The sequence below is a fragment of the Niallia sp. FSL W8-0635 genome, from assembly GCF_038007965.1.
Classification (GTDB): Bacteria; Bacillota; Bacilli; order Bacillales; family Cytobacillaceae; genus Niallia.
Genome location: NZ_JBBOYD010000001.1, coordinates 3709813 through 3735957, shown reverse-complemented (window position 1 = coordinate 3735957; position 26145 = coordinate 3709813). Strand labels below are relative to the sequence as shown.

22 protein-coding genes are annotated in these 26145 nt (G+C 36.2%); 20 read left to right on the top strand and 2 right to left on the bottom strand.

Annotation, left to right across the window (positions count from 1 at the left end):
• The first annotated feature begins 457 nt into the window (after positions 1-457).
• The 14 genes from secA (at position 458) to NYE52_RS17945 (ending at position 16855) form a co-directional block, all read left to right on the top strand.
• Positions 458-2977, top strand: coding sequence for a preprotein translocase subunit SecA (gene secA, locus NYE52_RS18010; protein ID WP_341194319.1), 2520 nt, complete (start codon positions 458-460; stop codon positions 2975-2977).
• A gap of 119 nt (positions 2978-3096) precedes the next feature.
• Complete coding sequence (locus NYE52_RS18005; protein ID WP_341194318.1) at positions 3097-3291, top strand: hypothetical protein; 195 nt, start codon at positions 3097-3099, stop codon at positions 3289-3291.
• Positions 3292-3323: 32 nt separating this feature from the next.
• Entirely contained in the window at positions 3324-3530 is a 207-nt protein-coding gene (locus NYE52_RS18000) for a hypothetical protein (RefSeq protein WP_341194317.1), read from the top strand.
• Between the two features lie 50 nt (positions 3531-3580).
• Positions 3581-4688, top strand: a protein-coding gene (gene prfB, locus NYE52_RS17995) for a peptide chain release factor 2 (protein WP_341194316.1) whose coding sequence is annotated in 2 segments (ribosomal slippage) — positions 3581-3652 and positions 3654-4688 — 1107 coding nt in all. Because the reading frame shifts where the segments join, the coding sequence is not laid out codon by codon here.
• Between the two features lie 197 nt (positions 4689-4885).
• A complete protein-coding gene (bacA, locus tag NYE52_RS17990; protein ID WP_341194315.1) occupies positions 4886-5686 on the top strand; it encodes an undecaprenyl-diphosphate phosphatase in 801 nt (266 codons plus the stop codon).
• A gap of 348 nt (positions 5687-6034) precedes the next feature.
• Positions 6035-6853 (top strand): YitT family protein, encoded by an 819-nt coding sequence (locus tag NYE52_RS17985; protein ID WP_341194314.1) that lies wholly within the window; start codon positions 6035-6037, stop codon positions 6851-6853.
• Positions 6854-7516: 663 nt separating this feature from the next.
• On the top strand, positions 7517-8203 hold the full coding sequence (gene ftsE, locus NYE52_RS17980) for a cell division ATP-binding protein FtsE (RefSeq protein WP_341194313.1): 687 nt from the start codon (positions 7517-7519) through the stop codon (positions 8201-8203).
• Positions 8193-9086, top strand: coding sequence for a permease-like cell division protein FtsX (gene ftsX, locus NYE52_RS17975; RefSeq protein ID WP_341194312.1), 894 nt, complete (start codon positions 8193-8195; stop codon positions 9084-9086). The genes ftsE and ftsX overlap by 11 nt, the downstream gene beginning before the upstream one ends.
• 152 nt (positions 9087-9238) lie before the next feature.
• The gene (locus tag NYE52_RS17970; protein ID WP_341194311.1) at positions 9239-10633 is read left to right on the top strand and encodes a murein hydrolase activator EnvC family protein; all 1395 of its coding nucleotides are present in this window, start codon (positions 9239-9241) and stop codon (positions 10631-10633) included.
• 253 nt (positions 10634-10886) lie between these two features.
• Positions 10887-11231, top strand: coding sequence for an ArsR/SmtB family transcription factor (locus NYE52_RS17965; RefSeq protein WP_341194310.1), 345 nt, complete (start codon positions 10887-10889; stop codon positions 11229-11231).
• Positions 11232-11544: 313 nt separating this feature from the next.
• Positions 11545-11790, top strand: coding sequence for a hypothetical protein (locus tag NYE52_RS17960; protein WP_341194309.1), 246 nt, complete (start codon positions 11545-11547; stop codon positions 11788-11790).
• Between the two features lie 3 nt (positions 11791-11793).
• Positions 11794-13749, top strand: coding sequence for an insertion element protein (locus tag NYE52_RS17955; RefSeq protein ID WP_341194308.1), 1956 nt, complete (start codon positions 11794-11796; stop codon positions 13747-13749).
• Positions 13750-13907: 158 nt separating this feature from the next.
• Entirely contained in the window at positions 13908-14309 is a 402-nt protein-coding gene (locus NYE52_RS17950; RefSeq protein ID WP_341194307.1) for a cytidine deaminase, read from the top strand.
• Between the two features lie 353 nt (positions 14310-14662).
• Positions 14663-16855 (top strand): heavy metal translocating P-type ATPase, encoded by a 2193-nt coding sequence (locus tag NYE52_RS17945; protein ID WP_341194306.1) that lies wholly within the window; start codon positions 14663-14665, stop codon positions 16853-16855.
• A 40-nt stretch (positions 16856-16895) separates the two neighbouring features.
• Here the strand turns inward: NYE52_RS17945 and NYE52_RS17940 are convergent, their stop codons facing one another.
• Positions 16896-17723, bottom strand: coding sequence for a manganese catalase family protein (locus tag NYE52_RS17940; protein ID WP_341194305.1), 828 nt, complete (start codon positions 17721-17723; stop codon positions 16896-16898).
• 168 nt (positions 17724-17891) lie between these two features.
• Between NYE52_RS17940 and NYE52_RS17935 the strand changes: the two genes are divergently transcribed.
• Positions 17892-19313: a S41 family peptidase gene (locus NYE52_RS17935; RefSeq protein ID WP_341194304.1), complete on the top strand. Its 1422-nt coding sequence runs from the start codon at positions 17892-17894 to the stop codon at positions 19311-19313.
• A gap of 54 nt (positions 19314-19367) precedes the next feature.
• Here NYE52_RS17935 and NYE52_RS17930 read toward each other — a convergent pair whose 3' ends face one another.
• Positions 19368-19730, bottom strand: coding sequence for a winged helix-turn-helix transcriptional regulator (locus NYE52_RS17930; RefSeq protein WP_341194303.1), 363 nt, complete (start codon positions 19728-19730; stop codon positions 19368-19370).
• Positions 19731-19922: 192 nt separating this feature from the next.
• Between NYE52_RS17930 and NYE52_RS17925 the strand changes: the two genes are divergently transcribed.
• The 5 genes from NYE52_RS17925 (at position 19923) to tkt (ending at position 25826) form a co-directional block, all read left to right on the top strand.
• Positions 19923-21119, top strand: a complete 1197-nt coding sequence (locus NYE52_RS17925) for an MFS transporter (RefSeq protein ID WP_341194302.1) — start codon at positions 19923-19925, stop codon at positions 21117-21119.
• Complete coding sequence (locus NYE52_RS17920) at positions 21116-21955, top strand: aldo/keto reductase (protein WP_341194301.1); 840 nt, start codon at positions 21116-21118, stop codon at positions 21953-21955. Before NYE52_RS17925 ends, NYE52_RS17920 begins: the two co-directional genes overlap by 4 nt.
• 206 nt (positions 21956-22161) lie before the next feature.
• On the top strand, positions 22162-22608 hold the full coding sequence (gene rpiB / locus NYE52_RS17915; protein WP_341194300.1) for a ribose 5-phosphate isomerase B: 447 nt from the start codon (positions 22162-22164) through the stop codon (positions 22606-22608).
• A gap of 245 nt (positions 22609-22853) precedes the next feature.
• Positions 22854-23717: a 6-phosphofructokinase gene (locus NYE52_RS17910; RefSeq protein ID WP_341194299.1), complete on the top strand. Its 864-nt coding sequence runs from the start codon at positions 22854-22856 to the stop codon at positions 23715-23717.
• 93 nt (positions 23718-23810) lie between these two features.
• Complete coding sequence (gene tkt, locus NYE52_RS17905) at positions 23811-25826, top strand: transketolase (RefSeq protein WP_341194298.1); 2016 nt, start codon at positions 23811-23813, stop codon at positions 25824-25826.
• The last annotated feature ends 319 nt before the right edge of the window (positions 25827-26145 follow it).

Below are 26145 nucleotides of genomic sequence, written 5' to 3'. Positions count from 1 at the left end.
AAAGCTAGTTTCACGAGATTTTTATATGTAGTTAAAGTTATATTACTAAGTAGTTACGACCAAAAAAGCATATTCATCAAATCAGGATAATAAAACGAACGAAACTTCCTATTAAATATAGGGAGTTTTTTTGCGGAATTTGGCAGAATGGCTGGTTCTAACTAGGTATAAGTTGTCACGCTATTATGGAAATGGTAAGATGTATAGATGATACTAGTTTAAATTTAAGGGGAAATGGGTATTTAGCAATCATTTTTCTTCTATAATATAGAGTATACACTTTAGTGTGTGTATACGTTCAAAGATAAACTGGTCTTAAAAATGATTTTGATGGATGGAATCCTGTAAAAGTTAACAAAGAAGACAATTCTTTTTCATCTTTTTTTAATGAAAAAGAGATAGTCTTCCCAGTATCTACTGTGATTTCTCATTATAATAGAAAAAGGAGCGTTTTTTAATGCTTGGAATTTTAAATAAAGTATTTGATCAAAACAAACGCGATATTAAGAAATTAGCTAAAATTGCTGATAAGGTGGAATTGCTTGCAGACGAAACAGCAGCACTGTCAGACGATCAATTAAAAGCAAAAACAGAAGAATTCAAAGCGCGTTTCCAAAAAGGGGAAACATTAGACGACTTATTAGTAGAAGCTTTTGCAGTCGTTCGTGAAGCGGCAAAACGTGTACTTGGACTATATCCATATCCAGTACAGCTAATGGGGGGAGCATCCCTGCATGACGGTAATATTTCCGAGATGAAAACAGGGGAAGGTAAAACGTTAACTGCAACAATGCCTGTGTATCTAAATGCATTATCAGGTAAAGGTGTTCACGTTATTACAGTCAATGAATATCTTGCTACACGTGATGCTGCTGAGATGGGGCAATTATATAATTTCCTAGGACTAACAGTAGGTCTTAATTTAAACGGTCTATCCAGAGAAGACAAGCAAGCTGCCTATAATGCAGATATAACATATGGAACAAATAATGAATTTGGTTTTGATTATTTGCGTGATAACATGGTTCTTTATAACGAGCAAAAGGTACAAAAACCATTGTATTATGCAGTAATCGATGAAGTGGACTCCATTTTAATTGATGAAGCACGTACACCACTTATCATTTCTGGTTCTGCCCAAAAATCAACACAGTTGTATGTTCGTGCTAATATATTTGTAAGCAGCTTAAAACCAGAAAAAGATTACACGTATGATGAAAAAACAAAAGGTGTTCAATTAACAGAAGAAGGAATGTCAAAAGCAGAGCGTGTTTTCCAAATTGAAAACCTATTTGACGTTTCTAATGTTGCAATTAACCATCATATTACCCAGGCATTAAAAGCCCATGCTAGCATGCATAAGGATGTAGATTATGTCGTTCAAGATGGCGAGATTGTCATTGTTGACCAATTTACAGGCCGCCTAATGAAAGGCCGCCGCTATAGCGATGGCTTGCATCAAGCAATTGAAGCAAAAGAAAGCTTAGAAATTCAAAATGAAAGCATGACCCTTGCAACTATCACATTCCAAAACTATTTCCGTATGTATGAAAAACTTGCAGGGATGACTGGTACGGCGAAAACGGAAGAAGAAGAGTTCCGCAACATTTATAATATGAACGTTGTTGTTATTCCGACAAACCGTGATATCGTTCGTGATGACCGCCCTGATTTAATCTATGCTTCTATGGACGGGAAATTCAGAGCAGTAGGAGAAGATATTGCAGAGCGTCATAAAAAGGGACAACCAGTACTTGTTGGGACAGTTGCAATAGAAACATCTGAAATCATTTCGAAGTATTTATCGAAAAAAGGGATTCCCCATAATATCTTGAACGCGAAAAACCATGAAAGAGAAGCAGAAATTATTGCAACGGCCGGTGAAAAAGGCTCCGTTACAATTGCAACTAACATGGCTGGTCGTGGTACAGATATTAAACTTGGCGAAGGTGTAAAAGAATTAGGCGGTTTAGCAGTTATTGGTACAGAACGTCATGAAAGTAGACGTATTGATAATCAGCTTCGTGGACGTTCTGGTCGTCAAGGCGATCCAGGGGTAACACAATTCTATCTATCCATGGAAGATGAATTAATGCGCCGCTTCGGCTCTGATAATATGAAAAATATGATGTCACGACTAGGAATGGATGATTCCCAGCCTATTCAAAGTAAGATGGTATCTCGTGCTGTAGAATCTGCGCAAAAACGTGTAGAAGGAAATAACTTTGATTCACGTAAGCAATTACTACAATATGATGATGTTCTTCGACAGCAACGTGAGATTATTTACTCACAACGTAATGAAGTATTAACTTCTGAAAATCTGCGTTCTATTGTAGAAAAAATGATTAAAGCATCATTAGAGAGAAATGTCCAAGTACATACTCCAGAAAACGGGGATAGAGAGAGCTGGAATCTTCAAGCAATTGTGGATTATGTAAATGGAAATCTTCTTAATGAAGGCGATGTAGAAGCAAGTGAGCTTCGTGGAAAAGAAAGCGATGAAATTATTGAATTCATTTTTGCGAAAGTACTACAAAGCTATGATGAAAAAGAAGAGAAGCTTTCTCCTGAGCAAATGCGCGAATTTGAAAAAGTTATCGTGCTTCGTGCAGTAGACAGCAAGTGGATTGACCATATTGACCAAATGGATCAATTACGCCAAGGGATTCACCTTCGTGCATATGGACAAATCGATCCGCTTCGTGAATATCAATCAGAAGGCTTTGCTATGTTTGAAGCAATGGTTATTGCCATTGAAGAAGATGTCGCAAAATATATCATGAAAGCAGAAATCCGCAACAATCTGGAAAGGGAAGAAGTGGCAAAAGGCCAAGCAGTAAACCCGAAAGAAGAAGGCGGAGATAAGAAACCAAAGAAAAAACCAGCAGTGAAACAACTAGACATCGGTCGTAATGCACCATGCTTCTGTGGAAGCGGAAAGAAATATAAAAATTGCCATGGAGCAAATCTTTAATAAATGATAGTGAGGAGTCTATCTTTTCCTTTTGGGAAGAGGTGGGCTTTTTTTGTTTGGTGTGATTGGGGGTTGGAGGAGGTTGATGGTGGGGAGGGAAGTTGGAGTGTGGGGGGGGCGTGGGGAAGAGTGTGGGGGGTGCAAGTAAAAGAGGAAAAGTCGCAAGTAAGGGTGGAGAAGTAGCAAGTAAGGGTGGAGAAGTCGCAAGTAAGAGCGAGAAAGTTGCAAGTAAGAGAGAGGAAGTTGCAAGTAAGAGAGAGGAAGTTGCAAGTAAGAGAGAGGAAGTTGCAAGCAAAGGAGGGAGTCGCAAGTAAAAGAGGGGAAGTCGCAAGTAAGAGGGAGGAAGTTGCAAGTAAGAGTGAGGAAGTCGCAAGTAAGGGGGAGGAAGTCGCAAGCAAAGGAGGGAGTCGCAAGTAAAAGAGGGGAAGTCGCAAGTAAGAGAGAGGAAGTTGCAAGTAAGAGTGAGGAAGTCGCAAGTAAGCTAATTCTACTCTTCACCATTAAATTAACAGGAAAACATGCATTTTTTTTCAAAAAGCCATATAATACATAAAGGAAGTAGAAAACTACTTAGAACTATAATTTATATAAAGGGTGACATTAATGGAATTAGCAGATATTCGTAATGAGTTAGAGAAGATAAATGTAACACTAGAAAACTTTAGGGGGTCTCTTTGACTTAGAAAATAAAGAGGCACGTATTGCTATGTTAGAAGATGACATGCTTCATCCTGATTTCTGGAATGATCAGCAGGCAGCACAAACAGTCATTTCAGAAAGCAATGCATTAAAGGATCAGGTGCATGAGTTCTATAAATTAGTGGAAACATTTGAAAATCTTGAGTTGACGTATGAACTGGTAAAAGAAGAAGATGATGCGGAGCTTCGCGCAGAGTTGGAAGAAGAGCTTACAGAATTAGTTGGTAGCTTAAGCCAGTTTGAATTAAATTTATTATTAAGTGGACCATATGATAAAAATAATGCTATCTTGGAACTTCATCCAGGTGCAGGTGGGACAGAGTCTCAAGACTGGGGCAGCATGCTTTTGCGTATGTACACTAGATATGCGGAGAAAAAAGGATTTAAAGTGGAGACCTTGGACTATTTACCAGGCGACGAAGCTGGAATTAAGAGTGTAACGTTAGCGATTAAAGGACATAACGCATACGGATACTTAAAAGCAGAAAAAGGGGTTCATCGTTTAGTTCGTATTTCCCCATTTGATTCCTCTGGCCGCAGACATACAAGTTTCGTTTCTTGCGATGTAATGCCTGAGTTTAATGATGAAATTGAAATCGAAGTGCGCACAGAAGACTTGAAAATTGATACGTATCGTGCAAGTGGAGCGGGTGGTCAGCATATTAATACAACCGACTCTGCCGTTCGTATTACACATATACCAACAGGTGTTGTTGTTTCCTGTCAAACAGAGCGCTCTCAAATTAAAAACAGAGAAACAGCAATGAAAATGTTAAAAGCGAAATTATACCAACGTAAAATTGAAGAACAAGAAGAAAAGCTTGCAGAAATCCGTGGTGAGCAAAAGGAAATTGGTTGGGGAAGCCAAATCCGTTCATACGTTTTCCATCCATATTCCATGGTAAAGGATCATCGAACTAATACAGAGGTAGGAAACACACAATCCGTAATGGATGGTGACCTTGATATCTTTGTTAATGCTTATCTTCGTTCCAAGATTAATAATGCTTAATGAATAGATGTAGTCATCACTTAGTGGTGGCTATTTTTTTTGAAAAATGTTCGGTCTATAATCTCTTCTTCATAATATATTTTAAAAGGACAGGCGTTTTGGATGTTGGGGTTAAAGAGTGATTCCCAAAAAGGAAAACGTGGAAAGGGGAAAGGGATAAATTTTCTAACAAGAATCTTTCTAAAAGGAGGTACTTTATGGAGATAATCATTGCAATTATATTAGGAATAGTAGAAGGATTAACGGAGTTTGCTCCAGTTTCCTCAACGGGTCATCTTATTTTAGTAGCGCATTTACTTGAATTTACCGGTGAAAAAGCAAAAACCTTTGAAATTATTATTCAATTAGGCAGTATTCTTGCGGTTGTTTTTGTGTTTTGGAGAAGAATCTTAAGTATTATTGGGATAAAGAAATGGCAAAAGGATGAAGATGTAGGAACATTAAGCATTTTTCATATTGCCATTGGAATTATTCCATTTGGAATAGGTGGCGTTCTATTTTATGATTTTATAAAGGAAGTTCTTTTTCGTTCAGGTACAGTTGTGATTACGCTTATCATTGGTGGACTATTGATGCTTGCGGCCGAGAAATGGAAGCCAAAAAAAACAACAGCAGAAACGTTAGATCAGGTTACTTATAGACAAGCTTTGGCAGTAGGAATGTTTCAATGCTTTGCGTTAGTTCCAGGATTTTCCCGTTCTGGTGCCACTTTATCTGGGGGATTGCTTGCTGGCATGAATCACAAAACAGCATCTGAGTTTACTTTTATTATGGCGATTCCCATTATGGCCGCTGCGACAGGAAAGGACTTATTGGAAAGCTGGAACTATTTATCTCTAGAAGATCTTCCTCTTTTCTTGACTGGCTTTTTCACGGCTTTTATCGTTGCATTAATAGCTATTAGGTTTTTCTTACAGTTAATTAATAAAATTAAGCTAGCTCCCTTTGCCTATTATCGATTCGGACTTGCTATCCTCTTTTGGATTTTCATTTTATAAGCTTAAAAAGACCTCGCAATTTTTGCGAGGTCAAAAATTGCTTTTCATCACTTTACCACGCTAATTTGTCACTATTTACACTTCAAATATTAGGTGATATACTCACTGCTTGAGAAGAATCACTTCATTTTTTTATGGAACGATTATGGAATATTAATAAATAGAGGGAATGAGAAACAATCCCTCTATTTAGACTGTATTTTTTCTATAAAAAAATTGCTGAATATGAAAATGATGTCATTTTTTTGATAATACTCTTTGCGATTTCTATATAATAAAAAAGATTGTCGAATAAAGAACGCCAAAAAAATGTGACAGAAATTGACAAGAAAATAGGGGTGTCGAAGAATGAAAATGCGCGAGTATATATACGTGCTAATAGGGTCGGCAATTGTCGCTTTATCCTTTAATTTGTTTTTATTACCTAATAATATTGCATCTGGCGGAGTTAGTGGAATAAGCACGATTACAAAGGCGATGTTTCAGTGGGAGCCAGCATATGTCCAATGGGCATTTAATATTCCATTATTTATATTAGGAGTCCTATTATTAGGGAAAAACTTTGGAGCAAAAACGCTTGTAGGCACTGTGTTTTTGCCATTTGTTGTTTACCTATCAAGAGGATTGGAGCCATGGACAAATGAACCATTATTAGCCGCTCTTTATGGCGGAATTGGTATTGGTTTAGGAATTGGTATTGTATTTAGAGGGAAAGCATCAACAGGAGGAACGGATTTAGCTGCACAAATCATTAACAAATACACGGGAATTTCGTTAGGGAAATGTGTGGCATTAATTGATGGGGTTATCGTTATTACTGCTTCTATCGTATTTAGTATTGAACAAGGTTTATATGCCTTGATTGCATTATTTGTGACTAGCAAAACCATTGATCTTGTGCAAATAGGATTTGGTAGCTCGAAGATGACTTTAATTATTACAGATAAACAAGATGAAGTACGAGAAGGAATTTTAAATAAAATTGATCGTGGTGTAACGAAGTTAACTGCGCATGGTGGTTATACAGATTCAGAAAGACCGATTCTGATGTGTGTCGTAGATCAATCACAATTTATGAAATTAAAGCAATTAGTAAAGTCTATCGATGAAGCGGCATTTGTTGTGGTAACGGATGCTTCAGAGGTGTTAGGACGAGGTTTTAAATAAACAGGATTTTTTTAGAGAGTATCTTTTTAGTGTTGAGTCATCTATTTTTTAAAATGGATTCATACTAAATGTCGATATTCTCTTTTTTAATATGAAATCTTTTAGAAGGATTTTGTCGAATTTTCTCTATAGAGAAGCTTGTAAATTTGTGAATTTTTTGTGTCAGGCTAAAAACGGTTTGCTTTTATGTAAATAATTCCAATAATATTTTTGTTTTTTAGGCATATAATACTATTTATCGAAAAAAATTACGAAAAATAAGGGGAATTAGGTCGATTTGTAGTACTATAATAATAGGAATTGTTGGCATATGATGAAATCAATAGTACTTTATGTTATGTTTGAAAAGAAAATGTAATAATTTTTTACATTAATTTGCCGTATTATGATGATATAATAGCTTAAGTAAGTAAGGGGACAGCCTGAGAATAGTTCAGATTGTCACTTTTAGTCGGTTGAAAGTTGTCGAATTTTGGTTTTTGAATCATATGGAAAAATAGAAAGAATAGGTTAGGGAAAAATAAACTTATTGCCAGAGGATAAATTCATGAACCAAATCACTTCCATAATACTCTTCTGTGATTCGTTTATGTTTTAAAACTCAAATGTAATTTCTTCGCTTTTCCATAATCCATACAAAAAATAATTCAGGTGTGATAATAGATGATAGAAATGAAGAATGTAATGAAGAAGTACGCTAACGGTGTAATAGCCGCTAATGGGATAAATGTTAGGATTAATCAAGGTGAATTTGTTTATGTGGTAGGACCAAGTGGTGCAGGTAAATCAACATTTATTAAAATGATGTATCGTGAGGAAAAACCTACACAAGGAAGTATTCGAATTAACGGTATTAATTTAGAAAAATTAAAAGATAAAAAGGTTCCATTGTTAAGAAGAAATATGGGAGTTGTCTTTCAGGATTTCAAGCTTCTTCCTACGTTAACTGTATTTGAAAATGTTGCCTTTGCATTAGAGGTTATTGAAGAAAACCCTAAATATATAAAGAAGAAAGTGCTGGAGACATTAGAATTAGTTGGACTAAAGCATAAAGCAAAGATGCTTCCAACCGAATTATCTGGTGGAGAGCAACAGCGTGTTTCGCTTGCACGTTCGATTGTCAATTCCCCTAAACTAGTGATTGCGGATGAACCAACAGGGAATTTAGACCCTGAGACGTCATGGGAAATCATGAATATCTTTGAAACGATTAATAATAGAGGTACTACAATTGTAATGGCAACACATAATCGTGAAATTGTAAATACGATTAAGCATCGTGTTATTGCCATTGAGGGCGGAAGAATTGTGCGTGATGAAACGAGAGGTGAATACGGATATGAAGGCTAGAACAGTAGCTAGACATACAAAAGAAAGTTTTAAAAGCCTTCTTCGTAACGGTTGGATGACATTTGCCTCTGTCAGTGCAGTAACCATCACATTAATCCTTGTTGGTGTATTTTTCGTTATTATGATGAATTTAAATCATGTAGCGACTTCCATTGAAGAAAATGTTGAAATTAGAGTGCATATTGATGTAGCGGCAACTGATGAAGAACAGAAAGCACTAGAAGAAGAGATTAAGGCTTTACCAGAAGTGGGAACTGTGAATTTTTCTCCTAAAGGAGAAGAATTAGATAACCTAATAAGTAGTCTTGGGGAAGATGGAGATGCCTTTAAACTCTTTGAACAGGATAATCCGTTAAATGATGTCTTTGTTGTAAAGACGAAGGATCCACAAGATACACTGGAAGTAGTTAAAAAGATCGAGAAATTTGAACATGCTGCAAAGGTTAGGTATGGACAAGGGACAGTTGAAAAACTGTTTAGTGCAATTGATATGAGTAGAAATGTTGGGATTGTGCTAATTATTGGATTACTATTTACAGCGATGTTCCTTATTTCCAATACCATTAAAATTACAATTGTTGCAAGAAGAAAAGAAATTGAAATCATGCGTTTAGTAGGTGCAACGAATTGGTTTATCCGCTGGCCGTTTTTCTTAGAAGGTATGTGGCTTGGCATAGTTGGATCCATTATACCGATAGCTGCGGTTAGTGCAGTTTATTATTATGCGCATCAATTTTTAGTTGCGAAGCTAGCAGGAAGCTATATTAAAATTTTAGATTTCACTCCATTTGTATACCAAGTTGGTGGATTACTTCTTCTAATGGGAGCAGTAATTGGAATTTGGGGTTCTGTAATGAGTATTCGCAAGTTTTTAAAAGTGTAAGTTAGTCGTCGATAAAAAAATTAGTCTTATGGTCAATAGCTTGGAGAACGGGAACTATAGTGCTTCAAGCTATTCTATTTGAAAAAAACAGAGAGAAAGCAACAAATTTACCAAGTTTGCTTATTGGTATACGGGGAAGGAGCTTCTACTAGATGAAAAAGAAAGTAGCAAAAATAACACTTATATCTGCATTAAGTATAAGCAGTATCGTAGCTTATACAGCCTCTACTACATCAACTGCATATGCCGAAACATCTCTTAGTGAGTTGAATAAGGAAAAAAGTGATATTGAGAATAAACAAAGCGACGTAAAATCAAAACTAAATGATTCTAGTAATAAATTGAGTGATATTCATTCAGAACAAGAATCAGTAGAAACAGAGCTTCAAAGAATAAATACTTCTATTTCTAGTACACAGGTAAAAATTACAGAGAAAAAAGAACAAATTTCCACTACGAAAACAGAAGTAAAAAAATTAGAAAAGCAAATTAAAGAAGTAACTGCAAGAATAGAAAAGCGAAATGAATTATTGAAGGAGAGAGCAAGATCTTATCAGCAAACAGGTGGTATGGTTAATTACCTGGATGTTTTAATGGGGTCACAAAGCTTCAGTGATTTTATTGATAGAGTTGGTGCTGTGGCAACAATCGTCGAAGCGGATCAAACGATAATTAAAGAGCAAGAAGCGGATAAAAAATTATTGGAACAATCTCAAGCAGAGCTAAAGTCAAAATTAAGCTCTCTTGAAACGATGCTTGCTGATTTAGAATCGTTAAATTCTCAGTTGAATTCAGAGAAAAAAGAAAAAGATAAACTAATGGCACAACTGAAGAAAGAAGAAAAAAATGTACATGCAGAAATGCTTTCTTTAGAAGAGGAAGAACAGCTACTTAAGGATCAAAAGGTAGCGATGGAAAAAGCAATACAATTAGAAAATGAAAGACAAGCCGAGTTAGCAAGACAAGCGGCGGAAGCAGAAAAACAACGAAAAGCAGAGGAAGCAAAGGCTGCTGCTGAAAGAGCTGCAGCACAAAAAGCTTCAAGCTCTAAATCATCTAGTTCGAAAACAGCAACTTCAACTAGCTCATCAAGCGGAAATACTTCCCAAAGTGTTTCTAAGCCATCTACTTCTGTATCATCAGGCAATTTCACTCGCCCAGCAGGAGCAGGCTATGTATCTTCAGGTCTTGGACAACGTTGGGGTACTTTCCATGCAGGTGTTGATATTGCAGCAACTGGAGCTGTGCCAATTTATGCCGCTGCAGATGGTGTTGTCATTAGATCTTATCTTTCAAGTAGTTATGGACAAGTTATTTTTATTAGTCATTACATTGACGGACAGCAATATACAACAGTTTATGCTCATATGAGAGATGGTAGCCGTCTTGTAAACGCTGGTGATGTTGTTTCAAAAGGACAGCGTATCGGAACAATGGGTAACACTGGTGATTCTACTGGGCAGCATTTGCATTTCGAATTGCATAAAGGACCTTGGAATCAAGCAAAATCAAATGCTATTAATCCAATTGGTATTGTTCCTTTCTAATAGATTATGATAGTAATAGTTTATCCGAAAAAAGGAGAACTAAACGTGAAATGATATTTAAAATCTTTCATTATCAATTCCCTTTTTCTCCTAAACCCGTGTTGGTGGCGTTCATTTTATGAAAATGGGCGCCATTATTTCTTTAAGTGAGAATAATGGAGATTTTAAGGGGAATCGAGTTGCTACAGAAAGCGATAATTTGTATGCTATAATAGTTGGAAAGGCTTGTAATAATAAAGGGGTAAGAATATAGATGAGCGAATTGAATGATAAAAAGGAATCAATGGATCCACTTGATACAAACAAGCATGAATTGGATGAAGAGACACTATTTATTGTTTCTCAAACGTTTAAAGCACTTTCTGACCCAACAAGGATAAAAATCCTTCATTTATTGTCCAGAAAACAGCATTCCGTGAATGAAATTGCCGAAAGTCTGAACATGCTTCAATCGACTGTTTCTCATCAACTTCGATTTTTAAAAAATTTGCGTTTAGTCAAGTATAAGCGAGAAGGAACAACAATGATTTATTCTTGTGATGACGAACATGTAATGAGCGTATTAAAACAAATGATTGATCATGCAAGACATCATTAAGAGGTAAAAAATAGTATTAACAGCGCATTAAAAAGAAACAGTTATCCTTTGATTAACGGGTTCCGATAAGGGAGAGAAACATTATAGTTAGAGTATCAATTGGCAGACCAATTCGCATAGCGATTAGGTCTGCCTTTTTTATTGTTATATCAACGTTTAGAGCAAATCAATATTGGAAATAACTATACTATTAACACATTAATTTTCAATTGGACAATGGTTGTTGTCCAATTGAAAATTGTTATGCTAAAGTGATTGCTAAATCATATACGAAACTGTTGGATATTTATTTGAAAGGAAATGAGATAATTCAATGCAGAAATTCAATTATATAAAGCCCAAAAACCTTAACTCAGAGAGGGTTAATTGGGTTATTTCAGAACAAACAAGGAGTATTGTTACTGCGTTTACGGAGTATAGCGAATATACCGAAAGCGAGGTTGTGGATGAGTTTTTAAAGAACATTCTCACTGACAAAGACTTTGTTGATTGGGTAATGAAAAAGCGAAATAATAAGCGATTGCTTAAACAACTTGGGTTAGAAGAATTGGAGGTTTAACGGTTGGCTCGACTGAAACGATTAGCTGAAAAGGATGAAGAAATAGTAAAAGTTCAAACACCAGTTACCACCTCAGAAGTGGCTGACCGAGTAAAACAATATGATTTATTAGACCCAAGCAAATTTTCTAAAAGGTACAATGAACTTTTGTATCGTCCAGTATTATTTTTATTGAATGGAACGGAACACAAAATCCAGTATAACTTTTGCGGCAATCCATATTGTAAATGGCACGGTCTTTCTCAAGAGAAATTCACAAGCATAAAGGGAAATCCGAGTCGTTATCGACTTAGCGGAAGAGGTAAAGGTGAAAATCAGGCTATCATTTGTAATGATGACCCAATCGGGACTATTAAGGGGATGACTTGGGGATGTACCACCTCCCCTGTATCTAACTGGTCTGTCGCAGAAGAAATTAAACGCTTAGTACAAGTTGAATCCATCAAGGATGTGGAACCAAATTATCAGTTTCACAAAGAAGGATGTATTCAGGAAGGAACCACGCCATTCGAAGAAAGTCATTTATTCTATAAACAAGGAAAGAGCAAAACAAACGCCCAAGTGTGGCAATGTAAAACCTGTAAAAAGAAAACAAGTCTAATGCCTTCAAGAAAGCAATCAACTACTTATCATCAAAAGCGAAATGACATCCTTCCATCCTTTGTTTTGGATTTATTGAACAAGACACCAGTGACCAGGACCTGCGAAAAGTTGGACATCGGTGTCAGTACCTACTATCACAAATTAGAGTGGGTTTATCGTCGCTGTTTGGAGTTTTTAGAACGACACGAAAAATCAGCATTCGAAAGAATGGAATTCCCTGTGATGTGGCTGAATACGGATAAAATGACTTACAATCTTAATAATGTCCGAAAGAAAGGTCAAGGCGGTAAAGGATTTGATGATGTCGAAGATTCACAATTTCCAACACAAATTGTTGTGACCGCAGATGTTCATTCGAAATATGTATTTCGTTCGGATGTTGCTTATGATTGGAATATTGATATTAATGACATCAAACTTGACACTGTTTTATTAAAAGAAGACCACTTAAATGAGTTTAGCCGAAAACACGGAAGATTTAGGAAACAATCCTTTTATCCACAGCCACCATCAAATAATGATACACAAACAGAATGGGAGTATAAACAAGCGTTGCAAGAGTTTGAACGAAGGGAAAATTATATTGATGGGTTGCACGTCAATTCCACCTATACAACTTTTGCCCACCTATGGTTAATTAAACAAATGATAAGGGCTTCAGAATGGCGTTTTGTTACCGATAAAGATAATTCGTTGATGACCGCTTTTTCTCGTGTGTTTACAAAAGAAATACGCTTGACTGAAGCACATCACTTTATTTGTATGGTTGATAGAGAAAAATCATTGAAACAATGTAATCAAGAGTTTAAAGAAGGAAGAGCGGACTTGTTGCAGTGGGGCAATGCAATGATGCACGATACACGTTCTATTTGGCAACTGGCGTATTTGTATCTAATTGATGAGTTTAACCATAAACAGTTCCACGAAGAAGTGATGATTGGTTCTCAAGTCTATCACAAGTGGGCAGAGACCCCTATCGAACATCCGATACCGACAAGAGATAAAGGGTTCTTTTATGTTGATTGTAAAACGGATTTATCTTCTTTGGAACCAGAGGAAATCGCAAACATCGTTTTAAATGTTAGTGACTATGCGACTAATAATTTTATGCAACAAATTCGCAGAAGATTGTCCATTTTAGAAAGACCGCTTGTGACGGCAAGAGGTGATGGAAAAAGCTATATCTACGCAAATTTCAATCCAAAGTATGCACAGTATGCTTTGACCATACTGCGTACCTTTTTTAACTTTTGTGAAGCTACTAAAGACCTTGATGGCGAAAAGCGGACCCCTGCACAAAGATTAGGCATTACTGATAAAAAATTTGATTTAAAAGATATAATTTATTTGAGATAGTTCGCTATAAATTAGCGAACCTATTTTTTTGAAGGTAAATGGAAAATTTATGTTAAAATTATTATAGTGTTTGTGAAGGATAGTTCTTTAACTTAAGAAGCATTTAGTGCAAAAAACTTAATTGTGTTTAAGTATCAAAAATTAAGGAGAATAAGAAAATGAACATTGAACAAAAACTTTATCAAGTAGCAATAGATTTGATAAAAAAAAGATACCCTTCTGGTTGGGGTGGTGCCGCAGCGATGTGTACAGAGGATGGTCAAATCTTAACGAGCGTATCGCCAGACGTTATCAATGCTTCAACTGAATTATGTATTGAAACAGGTGCAATTCTTGAAGCACATAAACTTAATTCAAAGGTCACACATACTATTTGTGTTGTAAGAGAAGATGAAAACGCTGAATTTACAGTTTTAACTCCTTGTGGCGTATGTCAAGAAAGACTTTTTTACTGGGGAGAAAATGTAAAAGCGGCTATTACTAACCCAGATGGTAAACTGGATTATAAAACATTAAAGGAAATACAACCATATCATTGGTATAAAGCCTATGACAAGTAATCTTTAATATTAAAGTAACGGGTAACATTAATTGAATAAAGATAGTAAATTACACGTCAAAAAACGCTCAGAATAGAATTCTGAGCGTTTTTGCTTGCCATTTATATTGATAATTAGTTGTTAAATCCAATACTAATAAGTATGTTATTTACATTGTTATTAGCATTTTTCTCTCCCAAAACGGAACCCGTTATCCTTTGATAACTGTTTTTTTTAGTGAAAAAACAGATTATGGATTGACACTTTTATCATCCTGTTCATATAATATGTATATATGAGTATTTGTTCATATATTGAATATGAGAGTGTAAACCCATTGATTAATAGATGAATAATAAGAAAGTAGGGATTAGATGGAGGAAGAGAAAAAGTTACTTAAAAAAGAATTTACATTAGAAGGCTTGGATTGTGCTAATTGCGCAATGAAAATTGAAAATGGAATTGCCTCCATTAGTGGCGTTCGTGAATGTAATGTTAATTTTGCAACACAAACGTTAAGTCTACAGTTAAATGAAAACGAACGAGATAATATTTTAGCAAAAGCAGAAAAAACCATAACAAGACTGGAACCACATGTGAAAATGGTGGAAAAGGGGAAAAGAATGAAAAACTCCACTCCCCATCATCATGCACATGGACATCACCACGAACACGATGATGAAACACATAGTCATACTCATGACCATGGAGCGGAAAATACAAAGAAACTAATTGGTAGATTAGCAGTTGGAACGATTGTAGCAGCTGTTGGACTTATAGCTCCTTTGACTGGGATTATGGAATTTGTTCTTTTCTTTTTGGCTTATTTAATTGTAGGGGGAGATATTCTATATAGAGCCATAAAAAATATTTTACGCGGGCAAGTATTTGATGAGCATTTTCTTATGGCAATCGCTACACTGGGAGCATTTGCGATTCAAGAATATCCTGAAGGAGTAGCGGTTATGCTCTTCTATCAAATCGGGGAGCTGTTTCAAGGAATAGCAGTGAATCGTTCGAGAAAGTCGATCACAAGTTTAATGGATATTCGCCCTGACTATGCAAATGTAAAGGATGGAGGCCAATATAAAAAAATAAGTCCTGAGCAAGTGGAAATAGGGGATATTATTTTTGTCAAACCTGGAGAAAAAATCCCTCTGGATGGGCGGGTAATAGAAGGAAGCTCCTCTGTTGATACATCCGCATTAACAGGAGAATCCATTCCTCGTGACATCGAAATTGGCAATGAAGTACTCAGTGGATTTATTAATAATCATGGTGTATTAACGATAGAAGTAACAAAGGATTTTGGAGATTCAACGGTAACAAAGATATTAGAGCTTGTCCAAAATGCAAGTAGCAAAAAAGCTCCTACTGAAAATTTTATTACTAAATTTGCAAGATACTATACACCAGTAGTAGTAATTACAGCTGCTTTATTAGCTATCTTGCCACCATTAATAATTAGTGGTGCAACATTCTCCGATTGGCTATATCGTGCCCTTGTATTCCTTGTTATTTCTTGTCCATGTGCCCTTGTTGTTTCCATTCCTTTAGGCTTCTTTGGTGGGATAGGAGCAGCCTCAAAAAAAGGGATATTAGTAAAAGGAAGCAATTATTTAGAAGCCTTAAATGCTGTTAAATATGTTGTTTTTGATAAAACAGGCACGTTGACAAAAGGAGTATTTGAAGTGGATTCTATCCATGCTGTTCCTGGATTTTCAGAAGAGGAAGTTCTTGGATATGCTGCTTATGCAGAAGCACATTCTAATCATCCTATTGCGGACTCCATTAGAAAGGCATTTCCTGGGAAAATAGTAGAAGAACGTATTATGGAGTATCAGGAAATAACTGGTCATGGAATTCGTGTAAAGCTTGATGGTAGAAATGTGTTGGCAGGGAATCAAAAACTGATGGTAAAAGAACAGATAGAATACGTACAAAACGAAGAGAATGGCACCGTTATTTATGTAGCGGTTAATCAAGAGTTTATCGGTTCTATCGTTATTTCTGATCAAATAAAAGAGGATGCACAGAAAGCGATTCAGCTTTTAAAAGAACAAGGTATTAAGAAAACAGTAATGTTAACAGGTGATGCTAAAAAGGTTGGCGATAAGATTGGTTCTCTCCTGCAAATAGATGAAGTGCATGCAGAACTATTGCCCCAGCATAAAGTAGAGGAAATCGAGAAGCTTGATGAACAAAAACAGGCAAAAGAAAAAATTCTCTTTGTTGGAGATGGGATTAATGATACGCCTGTTTTAGCAAGAGCGGATGTTGGAATGGCCATGGGCGGATTAGGTGCAGATGCAGCAATTGAGGCAGCTGATATTGTAATTATGACAGATGAACCTTCTAAGATAGCAACGGCTCTATCTATTGCAAAGCGCACAAGACGAATTGTGTGGCAGAATATTATTTTCGCCTTAGGCATAAAAGTACTCTTTTTACTGCTAGGAGCCTTTGGGATTGCGACTATGTGGGAAGCTGTTTTCTCCGATGTTGGTGTTACTCTACTTGCTGTTTTAAATGCAATGCGAGTATTGCAGGTAAGAGGGGTAGAATGAAAAAAAACGGTGCGAAAGCATCGTTTTTTTTCATAAGCACTTATTGAACATTAGGGGGGGTAGCATGCACGGCAGGAGGAGCTGGTTTCAATCTTGGAGCTGGACCAAATGGTGGAACATCTTTTACATATTGGAAAGTTCCCATGCCGTCCATGCTCGGCCCAGATGCCCATCTTCCTTTGCTGCTTTCATCTCCCATCGAATGATTAAGGAATAGATAGGATACATCTGTTTTTTCTAAATGCTTAGGGAACGTACTTGGTACAACTACACCTTCTTGTTGTTCCAGTTCATAAATAGCAGCAAGCCATTGGTTTTGATGCATCGTGTCACGGGCAATTAAAAATGACAGCATATCCTTAATTCCTCTATCATCCGTTTGTTCATATAAGCGAACTGCTTGAAGTCGCCCTTGTGATTCTGCATTTAAATTTGCACGCATATCAGCTAGTAAATTGCCGCTTGCAGCAACATATCCTGCATTCCAAGGAACTCCCATACTATCTTTTGGCATTGCGCCAAGTCCTGAGACAATGGCATGCTGTGGGTTCATTCCACCAATAATGGCAGCCATTGCAGGATTGCTAGCTGCTGCTGTTTCAAGTTCTGTAACTGGTGCGTCATCTAGTAATCTTGCAACCATTGTTGCCAATAATTCAATATGCCCAATTTCCTCTGTTCCAGTATCTAATAATAAATCACGATATTTATCATGTTTTCTAGTACCCCAAGCTTGGAATAAGTATTGATTCATTACGGACATTTCCCCGAATTGGCCACCGATTAATTCCTGTATTTTTTTAGCAAATACTGGATCTGGTCTTTCGGGTTTTGCTTGGTAAGCTAATTCTTTAATATGATAAAACATTCTTTCCCCTCCCCATAAAATACTTTATATTCTATGTAGTTACCTGTATTAGGTTCGTGTCCAATAGATAAAAGGTGGATTCATTCAATCATAAGTTGTCCCTATTCCTCATATACATGGAAAAAGTACCTATTAATACAATCGCATGTGGAAGAAGGGACGGTTGAAATGAATCGAAAATGGCTGGCTGTTTATATGGCAGGCTCCTTACTAGCGGGGTCAGGAATGACATATATGGGAATAACCGTTTTAGAAAAAAGACAGGAGGAGCAATCAACTGATCATACAATGGAGACGAATTCTCTTTATAAACTAGATAAAGCTTACCAGTTAATTCTTCAAAACTATGTGGAAAATGTAGACAAGCAGAAATTAGAAGATGGAGCAATTAGAGGGATGCTGGCTACATTGGAGGACCCATATTCTGTCTATATGGATCAAGAGGCGGCAAAGCAATTTGAACAGGCATTGGATTCTTCGTTTGAAGGAATCGGAGCGGAAATAAGTATAGAAGAAGATAAAATGATCATTGTTTCGCCGATTAAAGGTTCTCCAGCAGAGAAAGCAGGCATCAAACCACAAGATCAAATTATTTCCGTGGATGGGGAAAGCGTTGAAGGAAAGGATTTAAATGATGTCATTGGTAAGATTAGAGGGGAAAAGGGAACAAAGGTGGAACTAGAGATTAAACGAAAAACGGTGGATAAACCGTTAAAAGTGACGATTGTTCGAGACGAAGTTCCTCAAATTACTGTCTATTCGGATATCAAAAAAGATGGTGGAGAAAAGATAGGTTATATAGAAATTACGTCTTTTTCTAAAGATACAGCAAGTGAGTTTGATAAAGCGTTGAGTAGTTTAGAGAAAAATGGAATCTCGGGCCTCATCTTAGATGTACGTGGTAATCCAGGAGGGTTACTTACTAGCGTTAACGCGATAGTAGAGCAATTTTTACCAGACAATAAGCCCTATGTTCAAATAGAGAATCGAAATGGTGATCGTGAACAGTTTTATTCCGATTTATCGAAGAAAAAAGAATATCCAGTAGTTGTGTTAATTGATAATGGAAGTGCCTCTGCATCAGAAATTTTAGCTGCTGCATTAAAAGAAGGAGCAGAATATCCACTAATTGGCGAGAATTCATTCGGGAAAGGAACAGTCCAACAGCCAATCATGATGGATGATGGAAGTGAAATTAAATTAACTGTTTCCAAATGGTTGACACCTGATGGAAATTGGATTCATAAACAAGGAATAAAGCCTACTATTGAAGTAAAGCAAACCAATTTGTATCATACTCATCCGTTACAAATTGCAGATTCATTAAAGCAAGAGGATAACGATGATCAAGTCCAATATGCACAAGAAATTCTGACAAGTTTAGGGTTTACAACTGATAGACAGGATGGCTATTATAGTCCGCAAACAGAAGTAGCCGTTCGGGCATTTCAAGAAAAAAATGCATTAGAGGTTACAGGTATTATTGATCAAAAAACTGCAGCCAAGATGGAGGAATCAGTAAGGCAAGAAAAACTGAAAGATGAAAATGATATCCAGCTGCAAACAGCAATACGATATTTAGTTCATTAAAAAGGTGGAAAAATCTCCTGCACATTTATGGAGCAGGAGATTTTTTTAAAAGGTTTATTGATTTAACACACTATCTTCTAACACTAAGCTTTTATCCCCATAAATTTTGGTTATATGTGTGTCTCCCCAAGCGCAAAGAGCATTTAATATAGGCTCAAGACTTCTCCCGTAATCACTTAATTCATATTCTACCTTTGGGGGAATTTGTTGATAGATAATACGGTTAATTACGCCGTCTTCTTCTAATTCTCTTAATTGTTGTGTTAGCATTTTTTGCGTAATATTCGGCATTAATCGTTTTAGTTCACTCGTTCTTTTTTTGCCATGTGTTAAGTGACATAATATTACACATTTCCATTTGCCCCCGATTACTTCTAAAGTTGCTTCAACAGATATATTGTATTTTTTATTTTCCATCCTCAATCCTCCAGCTGTTTTATAGGCACTTTTTAGTACCTATAACACTTTTTGGTTCCTACATTACAAAAAAGTACGTACTTTTCTATTTGTCTTATATGATTCATAATAACACTTGCCGGTTAAAATGCAAGACTAGAAAAATGAACACCACTAGTGGTTATCGATATATTTTATAGGAGGAAAAGGAAAGTGAAGTCAAAAAAGAATACTCTCGCTTTAATAGCATTGGCTATTAGTGCTTTTGCAATCGGGACAACGGAATTCATAAGTGTCGGTTTACTCCCCTTAATTGCAGAAGATTTTCACGTAGGTATTACAACAGCAGGATTAACTGTTTCTATTTATGCATTAGGTGTCACAATAGGAGCACCAGTCTTAACAGCTATTACATCAAATATTTCGCGGAAATCACTATTATTGTGGATTATGTTTGTGTTTATTGTAGGAAATAGTATTGCTGCAATCGCACCAAATATAACGATTTTACTTATTGCACGAATCATATCTGCTTTTGCACACGGAATATTTATGTCTATTGGTTCAACAATCGCAGCAGATTTAGTAGCAAAAGAAAAAAGAGCAAGTGCTATCTCTATTATGTTCTCCGGATTAACTGTTGCAACCGTTACAGGAGTTCCCTTTGGAACCTTTATCGGACAACACTTTGGATGGAGATTAGCATTTATTACAATAGTTATTATTGGTATTATCGCATTTATCGCAAATAGTGTGCTTGTCCCAAGTAATTTATCTAAGGGTGGACGAGTGACATTAAAGGATCAATTGCGTTTAGTCACAAATGGACGTCTTTTAATGCTATTTTTAATTACTGCTTTAGGATATGGAGGTACCTTTGTAGTATTCACTTATCTTTCGCCACTATTGCATGAAGTGACTGGTTTTAATCAAAATACAGTCGCAGGAATTTTATTATTATATGGTGTTGCCATTGCTATTGGTAACATGGTCGGCGGTAGGCTATCCAATAAAAATCCGCTTCAAGCTTTATTTTATATGTTTATTATTCAAGCAATTATTCTGTTCGTACTATCCTTTACACTTCCATTTAAGGTCATTGGCTTAATAAGCATTTTATTTATGGGATTATTGGCATTTATGAATGTACCGGGATTACAGGTATATGTCGTTATACTAGCAGAACGATATGTCCCAAGTGCAGTAGATGTTGCATCTGCGGTTAATATTGCAGCATTTAATGCTGGAATAGCAATTGGTTCCTATTTAGGAGGAGTCGTAACTAATACGCTTGGATTAATTCATACTCCTTGGGTTGGGGGAGTAATGGTTATGGCTGCTATCTTCCTTACAGGTTTTAGTTTAATTTTAGAAAAAAATACATTCGAAAAAGGAGTTTTATCACGATGAAAAACTTACAAGATACTGTTAACTTATCAAATGGAGTAAAAATGCCTTGGTTAGGACTAGGTGTATTTAAGGTCGAAGAAGGTCAAGTGTTGATAGACGCTGTAAGCTCTGCAATTAAAAATGGTTATCGTAGCATTGACACAGCTACTATTTATGGGAATGAAGCTGGTGTTGGTGAGGGTTTAAAAAAAGGAATGAAAGAAACAAGAATTGCTAGAGAAGATTTATTTATTACTTCAAAAGTATGGACAGAAGATTTAGGCTATGAAGAAACAATAAAGGCATATGAGATAAGTCTAGAAAAATTAGGACTAGAGTATTTAGATTTATATCTTATTCATTGGCCAAAAGAAGGAAAGTATAAAGAGGCATGGAAAGCTTTAGAAACATTGTATAAAGAAGGAAAAGTAAAAACAATTGGTGTGAGTAATTTTCAAATTCATCATTTAGAGGAATTAATGAAAGAGGCTGAAATACAGCCAATGATAAATCAAATTGAATTACATCCAAGACTTACACAAAAAGAATTAATAGCGTATTGCCAGGAGAAAGGCATTCAAGTGGAGGCATGGTCTCCATTAATGCAAGGTCAATTATTAGATCAAGCTGAGTTAGTGGAGATTGCATCGAAATATCAAAAATCAGTTGCCCAAGTCATCATTCGCTGGGATCTTCAAAATGGAATTGTTACTATTCCAAAATCTGTAAAGGGACATCGCATTATGGAAAACGGAAATGTTTTTGATTTTGAACTAACAAAAGAAGAAATGGATAAAATCAATGCTTTAAACTTGGATCAACGTGTTGGGCCAGATCCTGATAATTTTGATTTTTAATCGAGGGTTTATCATTTGGAAAAGGAAAGAGGAATGGAGAAGGAGCTCTGTTCCTCTTTCCTTTTTCCAGAATTAATGAATGAACTAGTAATTAGAAATGTGAAAAAATTATAAAATTTAACTGAAACCGAATACAAATACTAGCTTTTATGTTAGAATACATCTGATAAACAAGCATCTTAACTAGGAAGGATGAGCATAAGTTTATGAAAATAGCAATAGCTAGTGATCATGGCGGTTATCAACTAAAAGAAGCAGTAAAAGCACATCTACTAAACTCTAATATAGAAGTAGTAGATTTTGGTTGTCATAGTAGGGAAAGTGTTGATTTTCCAGATTACGCAAAAAATGTTGGTCAATCTATTATTAATGGAGAGAACCAATTAGGTATTTTGTGTTGTGGAACAGGAATTGGCATGAGTATTGCGGCCAATAAAATTACTGGAATACGTGCAGCGGTAGTCGGTGATGTGTTCTCTGCGAAGGCAACAAGGGAACATAATAATAGTAATATCCTTTGTTTAGGAGAAAGAGTTACTGGTGAAGGATTAGCATGCTTAATTGTTGATACGTGGTTAAGTGCAGAATTTCTAGGTGGAAGACATGCAAATAGAATCAATGGAATCAAAGAATTAGAATCATATTATTGTTAATAGTAGGACCCATTAACATCAAAATTATTAAATGAAACATATTATAACTTGTACGTACGATTAATAGGTTATACTAAATAGGTATGGTTTATTCTTGAGAAGTTGTATGGTATAATGGTTTTGGAAAAATATATCATAGAGAAGAAAAGATGAAAAAATACTTTTTCTTCCAATAGCATGTGCGTTTTTCTGTATATTTTTATTGCTATTAGTTACTTACAGCTCAAAAATAGTAAGGGGGTAAGGTGTTGAAGGTTGGAGTGATTGTCTTAGGTTATTTGCCTTCGGGAGTAAAACAAATTCTTCATCGTTTATATGAGAATGTATCTCCTTCGCATCAATTATTTGGACTCGAAATAGACAGAGAGACCAGTGAAATCACTTATACAGAATTAAAAGAGGTTAGTGATGCACCATATTTAAGCCATTCTATCTTAAAGGTAAGCGCTGCATCGTCAAATTATCAGTGGGATCAAGCATTTGCTCCAATGGATATGACCGTAGTAATTGGTGATGCGGAGGCAAAAGAATTATGGCAAACTTCTATTGCCACAAAAGAAGCCATTCGTACACTATTTGTTCCAGTTTCTATTTACAATAATGTTCGAGGAAATGATTGGACTTTGGGGTATGATTCAGCCCTTAATAGTATTACGCAGAATGTGTTAAAGGTTCAAGATACCATTCAATCTCTAAAATATGACAAACCGAGATTATTTGGCTTTTCCATAGAAGGGAACCCGTCGACCAATATGCTGCAGGATATTTCTCTTGCTGTGGATGGAAACTATTTAGCAGTTGATTATGAGGAAGAAGAAATTACCGCATTATGTGAGACAATAACGAAGAGCTATACATATACAAAAACATCTAGTGTCTTAATATACAGCGATGCTTTAAAAGCAGTAATTCAAGATTCAGTCATCAGCAAGCTTGATGTAGATTGGAAATATACAGAAATTAATGAAGCACTTTGTATGGGAACAAATCCGACAGCTATTGATCGAATCCTTGCAAATGAACTGGCGGATGAAGTATTGCGATGGATAAAAAGTAATTGTTTGACAGGTGAGCTTGTCGTTCAAAAAGACGGAATTCAATTTAAATAAAGCTAAACCAAATAAGGATATTGCTATCTAAATGAGTTAGCATAGAATTCTGCTTGTGTTTAGCATTAAAATATACAAAAAAGGATGAGGAAAATGAGTAATCAAGTAAAAACAAATATTGAACAATTAGCAGTAAATACGATTCGTACTTTATCAATTGATGCAATCGAAAAATCAAATTCTGGTCATCCAGGAATGCCGATGGGCGCAGCTCCTATGGCATATACACTATGGGCAAAAGAAATGAATCATAATCCAGCTAACCCAAATTGGTTCAACCGTGACCGCTTTGTTTTATCAGCAGGACATGGTTCTATGCTTCTTTATAGCTTATTACACTTATTCAATTATGGCGTAACAATCGATGACTTAAAGAACTTCCGTCAATGGGGAAGCAAAACTCCAGGACATCCAGAGTTCGGTCATACACCAGGTGTTGAAGCTACTACTGGTCCACTAGGACAAGGAATTGCAATGGCAGTTGGGATGGCAATGGCAGAAAGACATTTGGCAGACACATACAACAAAGATAATTATCCAGTGGTTGACCATTATACGTATAGCATTTGTGGCGATGGCGATTTAATGGAAGGTGTATCGGCAGAAGCAGCATCACTTGCAGGTCACTTAAAATTAAACAGATTAGTAGTATTATATGATTCTAATGATATTTCTCTAGATGGAGACTTACATCTATCTTTCTCTGAAAGTGTTCAAAAACGTTTTGAAGCATACGGTTGGGAAGTAATTCGCGTAGAGGATGGCAATGACTTGTCAGAAATTCAAGCAGCTATTGCACAAGCGAAAAAATCAGATGCACCGACATTAATCGAAGTGAAAACAGTTATTGGATATGGTTCACCAAATAAAGGCGGAAAATCAGCATCACATGGTGCACCACTAGGAGCATCAGAAACACAATTAGCGAAACAAACGTATGGTTGGTCTTACGAAGAAGCATTCCATGTTCCAACAGAGGTTTCCGAGCATTATGCAGCATTAGCGCAAGAGGGTGCAGACAAAGAACAAGCTTGGAATGAACTATATGAAAGCTATAAAGCAGCTCATCCAGAATTAGCAACTCAACTAGAGACAGCGATCAAAGGAGAGCTACCAGCTGATTTACAAGAAAGACTACCTGAATTCAATGCTGGGGATGCAATGGCAACAAGAGATTCTTCTGGTAAAACCATTCAAGCAATTGCTAGTGCTGTACCTGCATTCTTTGGTGGTTCAGCAGACCTTGCAGGTTCAAATAAAACATTAATGACTACTGAGAAAAACTTTGCAATCGACGGTTATGCAGGCAGAAATATTTGGTTTGGTGTACGTGAATTCGCAATGGGTGCAGCGTTAAACGGCTTAGCACTGCATGGTGGAGTGAAAGTATTCGGAGCAACATTCTTCGTATTCTCTGATTATTTACGTCCAGCAATCCGCTTAGCAGCATTAATGAAATTACCTGTGACTTATGTATTCACACATGACAGTATCGCAGTTGGAGAAGATGGTCCAACACATGAGCCAGTTGAACAACTTGCTTCCTTACGTGCAATGCCAGGTCTATCCATTATTCGTCCAGCAGATGCAAAAGAAACAGCTGCTGCATGGCAACTTGCTGTAGAAAGCACAGATACACCAACAGCGCTAGTATTGACACGTCAAAACTTGCCAACATTAGATTTAACAAAAACAGAAGCGTATGAAGGCGTGAAAAAAGGTGCTTATACAGTTTCAACTGGTAAAGAAGCAGCTCAAGCGTTAATCTTAGCATCTGGTTCAGAAGTATCTCTTGCAATGAAAGCTCAAGTAGCATTAGCAGAAGAAGGAATTTCTGTGAATGTTGTAAGTATGCCAAGCTGGGATCGTTTTGAAAAACAATCACCTGAGTATAAAGAGAGCGTATTACCAGAAAGTGTTCAAGCACGCGTTGGTATTGAAGCAGGTTCTTCTCTTGGGTGGAGAGAATATATTGGACCTAAAGGCGAACATATCACTATTGATCATTTTGGAGCATCTGCACCTGCGGATAAACTATTCCAAGAGTATGGATTTACAGTAGAAAATGTAGTGGCTAAAGTTAAATCTTCTCTTGCAAAAACAAAATAAGGAAATAAATACGAAATAGCAAAAAAAGAAGCTAATGACCATGCAATATGGTTTTTAGCTTCTTTTTTGTATAAGTGAAATTTTAGAAATTGTTGTGAAATAATAATTAAATAAAAAAATGTCATAGAAGTAGCTGTCAATTTTATCGATAGTTTTTGTGGTAAAAGTATGTAAACACAGTCAAAATAAGGAATATGCTTAGTTGTTGAATAAATGAGAATTATTCAACATTGACAACTATTTCTCCACTTTACAATAAGAATATTAGCAATAATTTTGTGCAGATAAATTGCTTGTGACACAATTCACAAACTAGTTA